Source organism: Varibaculum massiliense (genome assembly GCF_900106855.1).
Classification (GTDB): domain Bacteria; phylum Actinomycetota; class Actinomycetes; order Actinomycetales; family Actinomycetaceae; genus Varibaculum; species Varibaculum massiliense.
Genome location: NZ_FNWI01000004.1, coordinates 417,415 through 433,151, shown reverse-complemented (window position 1 = coordinate 433,151; position 15,737 = coordinate 417,415). Strand labels below are relative to the sequence as shown.

The window sequence follows — 15,737 nt, the reverse complement described above, 5'->3', positions numbered from 1 at the left end:
AGAAAACATGGCTAAAGCTAAGCTAATTGTAGGAGCGGGGGTAGCCGCTGCTCTATTGCTAACTTCCAGTGCGCTGGCGTTCGGGGGTGTTTTTAATAACGGTGAGGACGCCCTCGGTGTCTCCGGGAAAACTCCCTCGGCTGCAAGGAAAATAATGCCTCGTCCTCAAGGACCCAAGTTCAAACTAGACGAAACCACCCAAGTGTTAGTGGACGGGGAAGTAGCTAGCGATGAAATCGTGAAAGTAATAAAACACGGTGACCACTGGCATGTGTTTACCAAAGATGGACGCGAAATCATCACTTACACTGATCCATCCAAAGCTAAGAGTGCGGGGCAGCTGCGCAGCACCGCGAAAGTACTATCTGCGGGACAATTGGGGCAGGTGGCATCGCAGGGAGTAGTCAAAATCCTAAAACATGGAGACCACTACCATATTTACACCGCGGATGGCCAAGAGTTTGTTACCTACACTAATCCCAGCGGCCTATATCCCGGGATTGCTATCGGAACTTATACTGGCAGCCACGGGGGCGGAAAAAATCCCGTTCCCAGTTACCGGCCGTGGCGTCCCCAGGTAGTTCCCGCTGGTGGTAAAACTAATCCTTCCGGAGTGCCGGGTAGCACGGTAAAACCCCGTCCGAGCGGGAAACCAATCCCTGGAGGTGGATTGCCCTTAGTGCGGGTGGTTTCTTTGCCGCAACTGGCCAAGTTGCCGATTGTGAAAATCTTGCAGCACGCGGATCACTATCACGCCTATACGCAGGCGGGGGAAGAGTATATTACCTACGAAAATCCCGCGAAAGTCTTTCCGCAAATAAAAATAGGTCAGTACTCCGGTACACATGGTGGGAATGGGGAAGCGCCGAAGCCGAATGGAGGTGATAAGCCTAACCAGCCTGGTCAAGCACAACCGCCAACGGAGCAGCGGCCGAAACCCGGTAACCAACCCGGACAGCAAAAACCCGACGACTCTGAACGAGTCGTAAAAATTCAACGCCACGGAGACCACTGGCATCTACACTTCGCTGATGGTCATGAAGGAATTAGTTATACCGATCCTTCTGAGCTCTATCCCGATATTGAGATCACCGAATATGAGGAAGAAAAACCGCAGGACAGCACCGAGGTTCAAGAAGACGAAAAGTTTACCTATGACCAGGTAGAAGCGAAACTAATCGTACCCTTGGAGTACATAACCTACGGAAACGTCACGCATACCACCCGCTTTGACCAGGAAAATCAACGTTTCGTGATTCCGCATTACGATCACTACCACTACATGACCTTGGATACGATTATCCAGTTCGCCCGCGGAGGTAAAGATAATATGTTCCACGGTTACAGCGCCCGGCAGGTAGTCGCCACTTTGAAATATCTGGTGTTGCATCCCGAGGCACGTCCCCAAGGGGAAAACGGTTGGGGGAGCGCCGCGGAGGTCGCGCCCTAGAAAGTTCTAGGAATGCTTGGCAGAAAGTAACGTAAAAGAAAATTAGGTAAGGAAATTCTTTTATAAATCCCCGGAGTTTGGGGGAGTGCCTCCTTCTTGCGGGCTGAGGGGTAGCAATGCTTTTCCCTCAGCCCGCATGCTCGTCCTCGCAGGTAAAAAGAAAAAAGGTTCGAAAAGTGCAACGCTAAACCTTGAAAGAAAAAATCGGGGGTTGTAAATACTGGCATTCGTGCGCTTCGCAAAGTATCTTGATATCAAGAGAAAATATTTTGATTCCCTGCGGGAGGCGGCTATGAGTTTAAACAGCTTTGGGGCGGCGACACAGCTAAGTGTTGGCGATAAGAGCTATAAAATCTATGACCTAAAAGCGGTGCCTGGCACCGAAAAATTGCCCTATTCCTTGAAAATCCTGGCAGAAAATCTGCTGCGGAACGAGGACGGGGAAAATATCACCAAAGAGCAGATTACGCAGATAGCAAACTGGGATCCAGAAGCGGCACCTAGCAAGGAAATCCAGTACAGCCCGGCGCGGGTCTTAATGCAAGATTTCACCGGCGTTCCCTGCATCGTTGACCTGGCGACTATGCGCGACGCGGTGGTGAACCTGGGTAAAGATCCTGACCTGATCAACCCGCAAGTGCCAGCGGAAATGGTTATTGACCACTCGGTACAGATCGACGTATTCGGCTCCAAAGATGCCGTGGAAAAGAACATGGACATCGAGTACCAGCGCAACCAGGAACGCTATCAGTTCCTCCGCTGGGGGCAAGGCGCCTTCGAAAACTTCCGGGTAGTACCTCCGGGAACCGGGATTGTGCACCAGGTAAATATCGAATACCTGGCGCGGGTTGTTTTCGCCGACCAGGACGAGGATGGCGCGCTGGCTTACCCCGACACTTTGGTAGGTACCGACTCTCACACCACTATGGTTAACGGTCTGGGCGTCCTCGGCTGGGGCGTCGGCGGAATCGAGGCTGAGGCGGCCATGCTGGGACAGCCGGTATCGATGCTGATTCCGCGGGTAGTGGGCTTCAAGCTAACCGGCGAAATCGCGCCTGGCGCTACCGCTACTGATGTGGTACTGACTATCACCCAGATGCTGCGTGACCACGGAGTAGTCGGCAAGTTCGTAGAGTTCTATGGCGAGGGCGTAGGAGCAGTTCCCCTAGCCAACCGCGCCACTATCGGCAATATGTCGCCGGAGTTTGGTTCCACTGCCGCTATCTTCCCGATTGATGAGGTCACTATTGACTATCTGCACCTGACCGGCCGCAGCGAAGAATCCTGCGCCCTCGTGCGGGAATACGCTAAGCGGCAAGGACTGTGGCATGACCCCTCTCACGAGGCACGTTATAGCGAATATCTGGAACTGGATCTGTCCACCGTGGTGCCTTCTATTGCTGGTCCGAAGCGTCCGCAAGACCGCATCGAGCTGGCAATGGCCAAAGATTCTTTCAAGAAGATTCTTCCCGACTATGTGGCCGGAGATAAGACCATTGATCCGAAACTGATGCGTCCTACCCGCCCCACCCAGGTGAAACTAGCTGGTGGGGAAGAAGTAGCCATGGATCACGGCGACGTGGTAATCGCCTCCATTACTTCCTGCACTAACACCTCCAACCCCTCGGTGATGATGGCGGCTGGTTTGCTCGCTAAGAACGCTGCTGAAAAAGGACTAAAGCCGAAGCCGTGGGTGAAAACCTCCCTAGCTCCCGGCTCCCAAGTAGTGCGGGACTACTACGAAAAAGCCGGTCTGATGCCGTACCTGTCGCAGCTGGGCTTCGATATTGTCGGCTATGGCTGCACCACTTGTATCGGTAACTCCGGTCCGCTGCCCGAGGAAGTTCACAACACGGTAGCGGAAGCAGACCTGACGGTAGTGTCGGTACTGTCTGGTAACCGTAACTTTGAAGGGCGGATCAACCCGGATGTAAAGATGAACTATCTAGCATCCCCACCGCTGGTTATTTCCTACGCACTAGCCGGAACTATGGACTTCGATTTCGAAACCGAGCCGCTAGGCACAGATAGCCAAGGAAACGAAGTTTACCTGCGCGATATTTGGCCGGCTGCCGAAGAAGTAGAAAAAGTAATCGGCCAGGCTATCGACCGCGATATGTATCTGCAGGATTACCAGAGCGTCTTCGAAGGAGATCACCGCTGGCAGTCCCTGGAGGTTCCCGATTCACCCACCTTCGCGTGGGACGACGGATCCACCTATGTGCGCAGAGCACCCTTCTTCGAAGGGATGCCGGAAACCCCAGATCCGGTGAAAGATATTTCCGGAGCCCGAGTGCTGCTGAAACTGGGAGATTCGGTAACCACCGACCATATTTCCCCCGCAGGTGCGTTTGCCGCCAAGACTCCGGCTGGTCAGTACCTCAGCTCCCACGGCGTGGAACGGCGTAGCTTCAACTCCTATGGTTCGCGGCGCGGTAACCACGAAGTGATGATGCGCGGCACCTTCGCAAATATCCGTATCCGTAACCAGCTCCTCGACAATGTCGAGGGCGGTTTCACCAAGGACTTCACCAAAGCTGACGCCCCAGTGGTGCCGGTTTACGATGCTTCGGTATCCTACGCCCAGGCCGGAGTGCCACTGGTAGTACTCGGTGGTAAAGAGTACGGAACCGGATCTTCGCGTGACTGGGCTGCTAAAGGTACTTTGCTGCTGGGAGTCAAAGCGGTTATCGCGCGGTCTTTCGAACGGATTCACCGTTCCAACTTGATCGGTATGGGGATCTTGCCGCTACAGTTCCCCGAGGGCGAAAGCGCTGATTCCCTCGGGCTAGATGGGACAGAAACCTTCGATATTAACGGCATTACCCAGCTCAATGAGGGGGTAACTCCGCAGGTTATGAAGGTGAAAGCGACTAAGACCGATGGCTCCACCGTAGAGTTCGACGCCACCGTGCGGATCGACACTCCCGGTGAAGCTCAGTACTACCGCAACGGTGGAATCCTGCAGTACGTACTGCGCAATCTAGTTGCCTAGTTAATCGCACGAGTTTAATGCTCTGGGCGTGGTGAAAGATGCGAGAGGGGGCTTGAGCCGAGCGAAGCAAGGCTCACCGGGGTCCCCCGAGCGCTTTCACCACGCCCAGAGTGGCGTTAGCGGTGGCGGTGCTGTTTCCAGCGTTTGCGGATGCGCTTGCCCAGGGAATCTCCCAAGTCGCGTTGGCTAAGCGCGCGGGTTTGCTGACGGTAGAGCTTGACGATCAAGTCGCGTCCTCGCACATAACCCAAGACCTTTTGGGAGCGCCCCACCACCGGCAGGTTAGAAAGAGAAGATTCTGCCAGCTCCTTGAGAATTTGACTAGGGAGTTCAGTGGGGGTGCAGAATGCTGCGGTTAAAGGGATCTGCGCCAAGGGCGCATCCGCGCCGCGTTTATCGATTTCCTGACCGAGCAGTAGGGCACTCACGGAGCCTTGGAATTCTCCCTGGGAATCGACCACCGCCAAAGAGTTCTCGCCGCAAGTTTCCAGGGTATTTTCCGCCTGAGCTAGGGAAATATCTTGACTTAAAACTTGCGGTGGTTGATGCATTAAATCCGCGGCTGTGCTGCGCCCTAATAGAGTAGCCGAGACGGGGTCGGAAAGCCGGTCACCGCGGCGGTGCAGTTTTTGAGTGTAAATAGTCGAACGAGTCATAAATAGGGAAATACCGGTGGCAATGGCTACCGCCAACATCATCGGGAGAATCAGAGAATACTGCCTGGTCATTTCGATAATGATGAAGACTGCGGTTAGGGGTGCGCGAGAGGCCGCCGCGAAAGCCGCCCCCATGCCGATTACTCCATAAATGGCAGTTGCAGAAGCCGACCAAGGTTGAACGAGCTGTCCCACCACCATACCCGCACAGGCACCCACAAATAAGGTAGGACCGAAGACTCCGCCGGCTCCCCCCATAGAAATGGTGAATGCGGCACTCACGGCGCGTCCTAAAAGTAACGCTAGAATCATCCATACTGGGAAATCACCAGAGAGCACCCGCAACTGCACGCTATCGCCGGTGCCGTAAAGTAGCGGGAAATAGTAGAGAAATACTCCCAGTAGCAGCGAACCAGCGACCGGGCGAAACCATGCATTCCAGCGATAAACCAGGTCAATCCCATCCCAAACTAGGTAGATAAGTTTAGAAAATCCGATTCCCGCCAAGGTTGCGACTAAAGCTACCAGTGCGACCAGCAAGTAATCACTGTGGGAAAATAGGTCTAGCGATTGGCTAAGAGGCACGCTGGCCTGGTCAGGCAAAAACTGTTGAGAAACCAGAGAGGCGGACACCGAGGCAAATACGATGAAAACAAAGTCCTCGGCGCTAAGAGCCCCTAACACCAGTTCCACCGCGAAACAGGCACCAGCCAGGGGAGCGTTGAAGGTAGCAGCAATCCCCGCGGCAGCCCCGCAAGCACACAGGAACATCAGGCGCTGTTTGCTTAACCCCAGGCGGGTTCCTATCCAGGAAGAAATCGCGGCCCCAATCATTACAATCGGCCCTTCTCTGCCCGCATTTCCCCCTCCTCCCAAGGTCAGAGAAGCAGCGAAAAGTTTTACTAGGGCGTTGCGTCCGGGGATCCTCCCGCCTTTGCGGCGGACGGCGAACATTACTTCTGGTACGGCATGACCGCGAGAACCAGGGGTGAAATATTCAACTACCGGTGCATAAAGTAAAGCGGAAAGCACTGGAACCGCAATGATAAAGGCCGGTGCTAACCCGAGGAATCCGTGGGGGGCGCCAGCGTGGGCGGGGTAATCGGTATAGCCGGTGACCAGGTAACTCCAACCGGCGATTAAATAGTAAAAACCTACCGAAACCAGGCCGACTAGCGCCCCGATAGTAATGGAAAGGGCAGTTAACCCGGCGCGCGAACTCCCGAAAGCATCGGTAGATTCTGACTGCTTTTTCCCCATGCTTTTAGTTTGACGCGCTAGGTGGTGTTGGTGCAAGTAACTGCCGATAAATCCATCTTTGCCCGCAATAAAACAAAATGTGGCTAAACTGGCTGGGTGGCAAGAATTCTGGATCGGATAACTAACCCGGCAGATTTGAATAATCTCTCCAGCTTGGAGCTAAGTGAGCTGGCCGGTGAAATCCGGGCATTCTTAGTAGAGAATGTGGCGAAAACTGGCGGTCACATGGGCCCCAACCTGGGGGTAGTGGAACTTACTATCGCCCTGCATCGGATGTTTTCTTCTCCCACGGACACCATTATTTTCGACACCGGACACCAAGCTTATGTCCACAAGATATTAACGGGACGCAAAAATTTTGCTCATCTGCGGACCGCGCAGGGACTATCGGGTTATCCTTCGCGCGCAGAATCAGTACATGACGTGGTGGAAAATTCTCATGCTTCTACTGCACTGTCCTGGGCGCAGGGAATCGCGGAGGCTAAAGCCCTAAAAGGAGATCATTCCTACACGGTGGCAGTAATCGGCGATGGCGCCATGACCGGCGGCATGACCTGGGAGGCACTAAATAATATCTCCGAGCGGCCCGATTTACGCCTGATAATTGTGGTCAACGATAACGGTCGTTCTTATGAACCCACCATCGGGGGTCTGGCTCATCACCTGGATGCCCTGCGCACCTCTCCCGCCTATGAGCGAGCCTTGCGTTGGGGGAAACAGCACTTAAAATCTCGGGGCAAACCAGGCGAACTCACCTATGAGGCGTTGCACGGGATTAAACGGGGGATGGCAGATATGGTGTCTCCCGAACAAGTGATGTTTTCTGACCTGGGAATCAAATATACCGGCCCGGTAGATGGGCATGACATTGTGGCCACCGAGTTTGTATTAGCGCGGGCGAAAGAGTTTTCTGGACCAATCATTGTGCATGCCATTACTGAGAAAGGACGCGGCTACACTCCGGCAGAAGAAAATGATGCCGATCATTTCCACACTGTGGGCCCGATTCATCCCGAAACCGGTTTGCCGGTAAAGAAAGAACGTTTTGGCTGGACAGCGGTATTTGCGGAAGAAATTGTGCAACTGGCTAAACGGAACCCCAAGATTGTGGGAATATCGGCGGCAATGATGGAGCCGGTAGGTTTAAAACCGTTGCGAGCCCAATTTCCGCACCGGGTATTCGACGTAGGTATTGCCGAACAACACGCGATGACTATGGCTGCCGGACTGTCTTTTGCTGGTTGTCACCCGGTGCTCGCCCTCTATGCCACTTTCTTAAACCGCGCTTTCGACCAGCTGCTAATGGATGCTGCCCTGCATAAACAGGGAATAACTGTGGTTTTAGATCGCGCGGGTATCACCGGAGCTGATGGAGCCAGCCATAACGGGATGTGGGATTTGGCGATTGCTGCCATGGTTCCCGGGATTAGGGTAGCGGCTCCGCGGGATGCCAGCACCCTGCGAAAACTCTTAGGGAAGGCAGTTTCTATCGAGGACGGTCCCACCATAGTGCGCTACCCCAAGGGGAGCGTACCTGCCGATATTGAAGCAGAAACAACCGTGGATGGTCTCGATGTGTTATTTCAAAGTTCCGGAACCGGTAAAAAAATTCTGGTGGTAGCAGTGGGTGCTATGGCGGAGTCGACCATCGTTCTTTCCAAAGAACTTGCCGCGCGGGGGCATGCGGTTAAATGTGTAAATCCCGGGTGGGTAATCCCCGTTTCTCCCGCGCTTTTAAAACAGGTGGCTGGCGCTGATTTGGCTATCACTATCGAGGACGGGGAAGTAACTAACGGGGTGGGCGCGCTGCTGCGTAGCAGCTGCGCCGGCGAAAACTGTTTCACCCCGATTAAATCCTTTGGGATTCCTCGCGCCTTCTTACCCACGGATTCCCGCGATCACCTGCTAGAAACCTCCCGAATGACCCCCCAGAGTATGCTAGATGAACTGGCAGCCCTACTTAACTAGCTACTTCGTGCATTACCCCTTACTGGTATAGATATTTTTTGAACGTGTTCGTGAGAAAAGACGCGACTTTTCAAGAACTAGTCCTTAAGCCCAGTAGTACCTGCGAAATAGTGAGGATAGACAACCTGTTGCAGGCAGCTTTACCGTTGGGATTGCGTCTAGAATAGAAGGCAGCATCGTAACAAAAAGATAAGGATCTAGAGTTGAGTAATTTTAATCAGCAAGGCGGCAGACGCGAACCCCAATGGCGCAAGCGGCGCTCGCAGGCGGGCAGTGGCGGTAACTCCTCAAATCAAGGTGACTACTCTAACTCTAGAGGTCAGCGGCAAGGCGATCGGGATGGTTATCGTGGACGGAGACAATCCGAGGGCGGATACCGTGAGGGCGGCTACCGCAAGAACAACCGTTCAGGTGGTAAATGGCAGGAGCGGAGCGGAGACAATTCCCGCAATAATCGCGGCGACCGCCGTGGTTCCTACCGGGGGCAACGTGAAGATAACCGCGGAGAACGCGGCGGAAATCGAGGTTTCGATCGGGGATACAACCGGGGCGGGCGCCGTTTTAACCGCGATAATCGCCGCGAGGAGCGGCGCGATGATCGCCGGGAACGGGAAGCACAAGCACCCCGCGAGGGCAAACATTCCTATGGGGTACGCGACTCTCGGTATCGCGCAAAAGAATGGCGCCATGAGAATGAACCGCAGATTCCTGCGGGGGTAAAAGCTTCTGACCTGGATCGAGAATCGCGGGCGGCTTTGTCTTCGCTGGACCCGAATAACGCGGAAATAGTGGCTCGTCATCTGGTGATGGCAGGATCGCTACTGGATGTAGATGCGGAAGAAGCCTATTTACATGCCAAAGCGGCAGTTAGCCGCGCAGGGCGGATCGCTGCTGTGCGGGAAGCCTGCGCCCTCGCCGCCTACGGATGCGGAAAATATAGTGAAGCCCTGCGGGAGGTACGCGCGGCTCGCCGCTTAAGTGGCAGCGACAGTTTGCGAGCCATCGAGGCTGATTGTGAACGCGGTCTCGGAAAGCCTGAAAAAGCCCTAGAGATTATTGCGGAAACGGATATTTCGGGCTTCGAGCTATCAGACCTGGTAGAGCTGGTTATAGTGCAGGCAGGAGCCCGTCATGATCTAGGTGAATCAGATGCAGCGCTGCTGCTACTTGATCAATTCTTAGAAAATCACCCCCTAGAAGATCCCGTGATGTTGGCGCGAATCCTTTCCTACAAGACTGATTTGTTGCGCGAACTGGGCAGAGATGAAGAAGCGGATAAAGTCGCAGAGGAAATCCCGGAAATTCCGGACACGGTGGCCATTGTGGATCTGGAAGAAGTTCTGGAAGCGGATAACCCCTATGTGCCTTCTGATCTGCATGGAAGTCGAAAACCGTTAGTAGAAACTGCCGACGTTTTGCTAATCGATTTGGATGGCGTGTGCTATGCCGGAACCCGCGATATTCCTCATGCGGCTGCCGGGTTAGCGGCGGCGCGCGAAAGCGGAGTAAAGTTCCAGTTCCTAACCAATAATGCTTCCCGTACTCCCGAGCAGGTTGCGGAAAAACTTAAAGGTCACGGGATTGCCGCTGATCCGACTGAGGTAATGACTGCAGCGATGGATGCGGTAGAGATCCTCACTCAAAAGATTGAACCGGAATCGAAAGTACTGGTGATTGGAACTCAGGCGCTAATCGATACAGTTGCAAAGGCCGGATTTGAAGTAGTGAGTAAGGCCAGTGAGCAGCCGGTGGCGGTTATTCAAGGTTATGGTCCAGAGGTTGGCTGGCGCCAGCTTTCTGAAGCTGCCTACGCCATTAGTGCTGGTGCCTTGTTTATGGCAACCAACCTGGATGCTACTTTGCCCACGGAAGATGGTTTTGCTCTGGGGAATGGATCCCTGGTGGCAGCGGTAGAACACGCTACCGGGCAAAAACCCTTCGCCGGGGGGAAACCATTTGCCGGCATCTATCGGAAAGCCGCCGCCCACGCGGGGGCAACTAAACCGCTGGCGGTGGGCGATCGCCTCGATACGGATATTGCGGGGGCAGTGGCTGCCGATATGCTCAGTCTGCATGTGCTTACCGGAGTGTCTGATGCTAAAGCGGTAGCGCTGGCCTATCCGGATCGGCGTCCCTCGTATTTAGGATTAGACCTTACTGACTTGATGCGAGTACATCCCGGTCCGGTACATCAACCTACCGGAGCCTGGACCAGCGGAGAATCTGCGGCTTTTATGGTGGCCGAAGACGGACGGGTAATGCGGGATGAAGAACCGGTCGATAACGGCCAAGTACTCAGCTTGGAGGACTACCGCGCCCTGGTGGCGGCGGTTTGGGATGCCCGTGATCGGGGCGTATTCGTACACCTGCCAGATTTGCAGGTAGTACGCGAGGTGGAAACCTCGGCATCAGACGCTCCTGAGGATGACGCCGATACCCTCGAGGAAGGATTCGTGGCTCCCAGCGAAGAAGCCGAAGAAAATCTCGACTCTGCTCAGCAGGTATCCGATGAAAACCTGCAGGAAGAAGCAGGGGAAGAAGTACCACTCCCAGTAGATAGCGAAGATCAACAGCTAGAATTGCTCCTCCCCGATGAGGTTGACAGTGAACGCTCAGAATAACCTGCAGGATTCCCCAGAAGACCTGGAACTAACGGCGCGAAAATCCGATATTGATCAGCTGACTGCAAGTTGGCCGCAGGAGGGGGACAACATCTACCCGCAGGTTACTTTAAGTGACTTAGAGACCGCGGTTAACAAATTGTCTGCCGTCCTCGATTCACTGGATGCGCAGGTAGGAAGGAAATAGGTGTGGGGAGGCTGCGTCGGCTAGACCGCGAACTGGTGCGTAGGCATCTAGCGACTTCTCGCGCTCATGCCGCCCGGATAATCACCGCTGGCAGAGTCAGGGTTGATGGTCGGGTAATGCCCAAACCTGCCTCCCAGATAGACCCGGCACAAGCGGTGGTGGTAGCCGAAACCCCAGACGCGGAATACGCTTCCCGGGGCGGATATAAGCTGGCCGGCGCCCTCGATATTTTAGATAAGGACGCCCCCGTTATAAAAGGGAAACGTTGTCTGGATGCCGGCGCTTCTACCGGTGGTTTTACCGATGTTTTGTTGCGACGGGGAGCCGACTCAGTAGTTGCGGTAGATGTGGGGTATGGACAGCTGCGTTGGAACTTGCAGCAAGATCCGCGGGTAGAAGTCCATGACCGCACCAATATCCGCTACCTGGATCCGCAAACAATTGGGGAACCTGCCCAGTTGGTGGTGGGAGATTTATCTTTTATCTCCTTAAAACTGGTTATTCCCGCTCTGGTGCGTGCCTCTACCATCGACGCCGAATATTTGTTGATGGTCAAACCTCAGTTCGAGATTGGGCGCGAACATTTGGGGTCTGGGGGAGTGGTACGTGACCCGGAAGATCATTTCCACACGGTGCTAGCAGTGATCGCGGCAGCGAAAGAAAACGGGTTAGGATTACAGAAAGTGGCAGCCTCACCGCTGCCCGGTCCGGCAGGCAATGTTGAGTACTTCGTTTACCTAGTACGCGGGGCAAAAATGCCGGCAGCGGAGGTGGTCGAGCAAATGCTAAGAGATGCGATTGCTGCCGGACCAGCGGGACAAGAACAAAGCGATAAAACCAACCAAGCAGGGGGAGAAACTCATGGGTGAGCGACGGGTAATGGTAATCCGGCACCTTTCACGTCCCGATTTGGAAGAAACTGCCGATAATGTCGCGCAGGCGCTGCGCAGTCATGGGATAACCCCGGTAGATGAAAAATATCCCGGTGCAGTGGAAATCGTAATCGCTTTAGGTGGAGATGGAACCCTGTTAGGAGCAGCCCGTTATGCTCGTGCCCAAGCAGTGCCACTAATTGGAATCAACCTGGGACACACCGGCTTCTTAACCGAAGTGGAACCGGATAAAATCTCGGAAGTTATCAATCATATTGTGGCCGGCTCCTATACGGTGCAGTCGCGGATGACCGTGGACGTGACGGTGACTTTACCTGATGGCAGTGAAATAACCGATTGGGCGCTTAACGAAGCCGCCATTTTATCTACCGACCGCGCACATCCTTCCCACCTGGGATTAGGGATTGATCAGCGGGGCATTACTACCTATGGAGCCGACGGTTTGATTGTGGCTACCCCGACTGGTTCTACCGCCTATAACTTTTCTGCCGGCGGACCAATCGTGTGGCCAGATGTAGAGGCGATAGTGGTTTCCCCCCTGGGAGCGCACGGTTTGTTCACTCGCCCCTTAGTGGTTTCCCCCGAATCCACTATGGAAATCTCGGTATTACCTGATCAGCGTACTCCCATGGAGCTGTGGCTAGATGGTCTGCGCTGCCACGAAGTTCCGCCCGGATCTGCGATGCGGGCTACTAAAGGCAAATCATCGGTACTGCTAGCCCGGATTCTTGACACTCCTTTCTCCGGGCGCCTGGTTCACAAGTTCCAGTTGCCGGTTAAGGGTTGGCGTTCGCTGGGGTAAGTCATGATTGATCAGCTGTCCATTACTAACTTGGGGGTAATCCCTGAGGCGAGGCTGAATTTTTCACCGGGTTTAACTGTACTTACCGGGGAAACCGGGGCGGGGAAAACTATGGTGCTTTCCTCGATAGGGCTACTTTTGGGGCAAAAAGCTGATTCTGCTTTGGTACGGCACGGGGAAAAAGAGTTGGCAGTAGAAGGGATTTTCATTTCCGAGCCTTCCTCACCCGCTGCGGCAGCAGTGATAGATGCCGGCGGGGTAGTCGAGGACGGCGAAATAATTTTGGCACGCACAGTTCCTGCCCAAGGGCGCTCGCGCTGCCACGGGGGAGGGCGCACTATTCCCAGCGCGGTATTAACCCAGATTGGAACGGAGTTAGTTACCGTGCATGGTCAGTCTGAACAGCTCAGTTTGCGCACTTCCGGGCGGCAATTGAACCTGCTGGACTCCTTTGGGGGTGCCGCTCACTTAGCGCTAGTCAAGAAGTTTCGGGAAAAATATCTTAGTTGGCGTGATTTAGAGACGCAGCTAGCGCAGTGGGAAAGTCAGACCCAGGCGCGAGAGCAGGAAGTTTCCCGCCTCAGCGAGGGGGTTGCCCTACTAGAAAAATTGCAGCCCCAGATGGGAGAAGAAGACCAGCTGCTCCGCAAGATTGAACGCCTGGGCAATGTAGAGGATTTACGAGAAGCAGCCCAGCAGGCTCATAGCTATCTTTCTAGTGACTCCTTGGGGGAGGGCGCAGATGCAGCTTCCCTGGTAAGCGCGGCTGTGCAGGCCTTAGAAAAGGGAGCGCAAAGCGATGAAGAACTGGGGGAGCTGGCGCAGGCGCTGCGGGATGCTTCCTCGATTATTTTAGATATTGCTGCCGAGACTGGAGCCTATTTGGCTAGCTTAGAGGCTGACCCCGCAGAACTGGAACGCAGCCAGCGCCACCTAGCGGAGCTTCGCCATGCTTATCGTCCCTACGCGGAAGATTTAGATAGCTGGCAGACCTGGGCTGAAAGCGCACGAAAGAAAATCGCGCTGCTTTCTGGGCCGCAAAACCAAGGTCAACAATTAAAGGAAGACTTAGAACAAGCCTGCGTAGAAATGGGAACTCTGGGTGGGAAGCTCACTAAAGCCCGCCGCGCCCTCGCCAAAGATTTAAAGAAGAAAGTTGCAGGAGAACTGAGCGGGCTGCAAATGCCGGATGCCGGTTTTGAAATCCAGTTAGATACTTTGGATACGCCCACTGTAAACGGATATGACCAGGTGACTTTCGGTTTGCGGCAAGGTAAGGACGCGCCGGTGCGTTCCCTGGCGCAAGGAGCTTCCGGGGGTGAACTATCGCGGATCATGTTGGCCCTAGAAGTCAGTTTAGCTACTCGCGATTTATCTGCTGGCTCCCATACTTTCATTTTTGATGAGGTAGATGCGGGCATCGGGGGGCAAACTGCGCTGGCAGTGGGGCAGCGCCTGGCTCGATTAGCTCAACATTCGCAAGTAATAGTGGTAACCCACCTCCCGCAAGTGGCAGCGTGGGCAGATAAACAATTGGTAGTAAGTAAGCAGGCTAATCGGGCGCAGGTTAATGAAGTTGCAGGTAGTGAGCGAGAGCGGGAGATTGCGCGCATGTTAGCGGGTAAAGCTGATTCACAATCTGCCCTTGACCACGCTCGGGAGCTGATTAGTGTCTGCTGCGTGGGGTAATGTGGATTCGTGGGATTTTTTAAACGCCGTAAAGCACAAGCAGTGGCACCAGTCTCTAGCAGTCGGGTGCGAGTGGATAAGAAAACTAAGCATCTCACCCAGCGCCTGCAAGCCGGGGAAGTCGCGGTTATTAACCATGCCGATATTGACCGGATAGCAGCAGAAACCCTGGTGGCCGCGGGACCTAGCGCAGTCCTCAACGCTGCTAAATCAACTACCGGGCGTTACCCGAATATGGGGCCTTCCATCATTGTGGATGCCGGAATTACCTTGATTGATGATCTGGGCACCGGGATTATGAACCTTAAAGAAGGCAGCCGGGTAACGATTGAAGGCAATAAAGTCCAGCAAGATGGCAAAGTACTCGCCGAGGGCGTCCTACAGACCCCCGGCACCATTGCAACTGACTTGGAGGAGGCTCGCAAAGGGGTATCTACCCAGATAGAAGCGTTCGCGGCGAACACTATGGAGTATTTGCGCCGCGAGCGGGATTTGCTGCTTGATGGGGTGGGCGTTCCCAAAGTAAAAACTAAATTCGCCGGTAAACATGCCCTGATTGTGGTGCGTGGCTACCATTATCAAGAAGATTTACGTTCCCTGCGTCCCTATATTCGTGAATACAAGCCAGTGCTGGTGGGGGTAGATGGGGGAGCCGATGCCATTTTAGAGCAGGGATACACCCCGGACATGATTATCGGGGATATGGACTCCGTATCTGACCAGGCGTTACGCTGTGGGGCAGAAATTGTGGTTCATGCCTATCGCAATGGCAAGGCTCCCGGTACTGAACGGCTTAAACGCGAGGGGATTCCCTACGTACTCTTCCCGGCTACCGGCACTTCCGAGGACGTAGCGATGCTGCTGGCTGATGATAAGGACGCAGAAATGATTGTGGCGCTGGGAACTCACGCCACCTTGGTGGAGTTCTTAGATAAAGGGCGTTCCGGGATGGCCTCTACTTTCTTGACCCGCTTGCGAGTGGGCTCCAAACTGGTCGACGCCAAAGGAGTCTCCCAGCTCTACCAGCCACGGGTATCTACCTGGCAAACTCTGCTGCTTGCCCTAGTATGTATAGGCGCGGTAGCAGTCTCCCTGGCGGTAACCCCGGTGGGGCAAACATTTTACGGGATTGCCGGTATTTATCTAAATGATTTAATTGACTTTTTCCGACAACTATTCGGGGTTGCTCCTTCACTAAAGGGCTAAATAAGGCAGG

General features: G+C 54.3%; 10 protein-coding genes. 9 read left to right on the top strand and 1 reads right to left on the bottom strand.

The genetic code is table 11. The features are described 5' to 3' along the window. Positions 1-7: 7 nt before the first annotated feature. A complete protein-coding gene (locus tag BQ5456_RS02010) occupies positions 8-1,450 on the top strand; it encodes a hypothetical protein (RefSeq protein WP_071128522.1) in 1,443 nt (480 codons plus the stop codon). A 292-nt stretch (positions 1,451-1,742) separates the two neighbouring features. Beyond that, positions 1,743-4,445, top strand: coding sequence for an aconitate hydratase AcnA (gene acnA, locus BQ5456_RS02005; RefSeq protein WP_071129877.1), 2,703 nt, complete (start codon positions 1,743-1,745; stop codon positions 4,443-4,445). Between the two features lie 116 nt (positions 4,446-4,561). On the opposite strand, the gene BQ5456_RS02000 is transcribed toward acnA, so the two are convergent. Beyond that, on the bottom strand, positions 4,562-6,361 hold the full coding sequence (locus tag BQ5456_RS02000) for a chloride channel protein (RefSeq protein WP_071129876.1): 1,800 nt from the start codon (positions 6,359-6,361) through the stop codon (positions 4,562-4,564). 96 nt (positions 6,362-6,457) lie between these two features. Between BQ5456_RS02000 and dxs the strand changes: the two genes are divergently transcribed. The 7 genes from dxs to steA all read left to right on the top strand — a co-directional run bounded on the left by dxs (position 6,458) and on the right by steA (position 15,727). Beyond that, positions 6,458-8,329, top strand: coding sequence for a 1-deoxy-D-xylulose-5-phosphate synthase (gene dxs / locus BQ5456_RS01995; protein WP_071128521.1), 1,872 nt, complete (start codon positions 6,458-6,460; stop codon positions 8,327-8,329). Positions 8,330-8,532: 203 nt separating this feature from the next. Next, on the top strand, positions 8,533-10,950 hold the full coding sequence (locus BQ5456_RS01990; RefSeq protein WP_235858515.1) for an HAD-IIA family hydrolase: 2,418 nt from the start codon (positions 8,533-8,535) through the stop codon (positions 10,948-10,950). Continuing rightward, a complete protein-coding gene (locus BQ5456_RS01985; RefSeq protein ID WP_071128520.1) occupies positions 10,934-11,137 on the top strand; it encodes a hypothetical protein in 204 nt (67 codons plus the stop codon). Before BQ5456_RS01990 ends, BQ5456_RS01985 begins: the two co-directional genes overlap by 17 nt. A gap of 2 nt (positions 11,138-11,139) precedes the next feature. Continuing rightward, positions 11,140-12,006, top strand: coding sequence for a TlyA family RNA methyltransferase (locus tag BQ5456_RS01980; protein ID WP_071128519.1), 867 nt, complete (start codon positions 11,140-11,142; stop codon positions 12,004-12,006). Next, positions 11,999-12,832, top strand: coding sequence for an NAD kinase (locus BQ5456_RS01975; RefSeq protein ID WP_071128518.1), 834 nt, complete (start codon positions 11,999-12,001; stop codon positions 12,830-12,832). The genes BQ5456_RS01980 and BQ5456_RS01975 overlap by 8 nt, the downstream gene beginning before the upstream one ends. Positions 12,833-12,835: 3 nt before the next feature. Further along, the gene (recN, locus tag BQ5456_RS01970; RefSeq protein WP_071128517.1) at positions 12,836-14,521 is read left to right on the top strand and encodes a DNA repair protein RecN; all 1,686 of its coding nucleotides are present in this window, start codon (positions 12,836-12,838) and stop codon (positions 14,519-14,521) included. A 9-nt stretch (positions 14,522-14,530) separates the two neighbouring features. After that, positions 14,531-15,727 (top strand): putative cytokinetic ring protein SteA, encoded by a 1,197-nt coding sequence (gene steA / locus BQ5456_RS01965; protein WP_071128516.1) that lies wholly within the window; start codon positions 14,531-14,533, stop codon positions 15,725-15,727. Positions 15,728-15,737: the final 10 nt, after the last annotated feature.

Coding starts and splice junctions, on each gene's coding strand:
- BQ5456_RS02000 (WP_071129876.1), bottom strand. CDS start 6,361: ATGGGGAAAAAGCAGTCAGAATCTACCGATGCTTTCGGGAGTTCGCGC.
- recN (WP_071128517.1), top strand. CDS start 12,836: ATGATTGATCAGCTGTCCATTACTAACTTGGGGGTAATCCCTGAGGCG.
- BQ5456_RS01975 (WP_071128518.1), top strand. CDS start 11,999: ATGGGTGAGCGACGGGTAATGGTAATCCGGCACCTTTCACGTCCCGAT.
- acnA (WP_071129877.1), top strand. CDS start 1,743: ATGAGTTTAAACAGCTTTGGGGCGGCGACACAGCTAAGTGTTGGCGAT.
- BQ5456_RS02010 (WP_071128522.1), top strand. CDS start 8: ATGGCTAAAGCTAAGCTAATTGTAGGAGCGGGGGTAGCCGCTGCTCTA.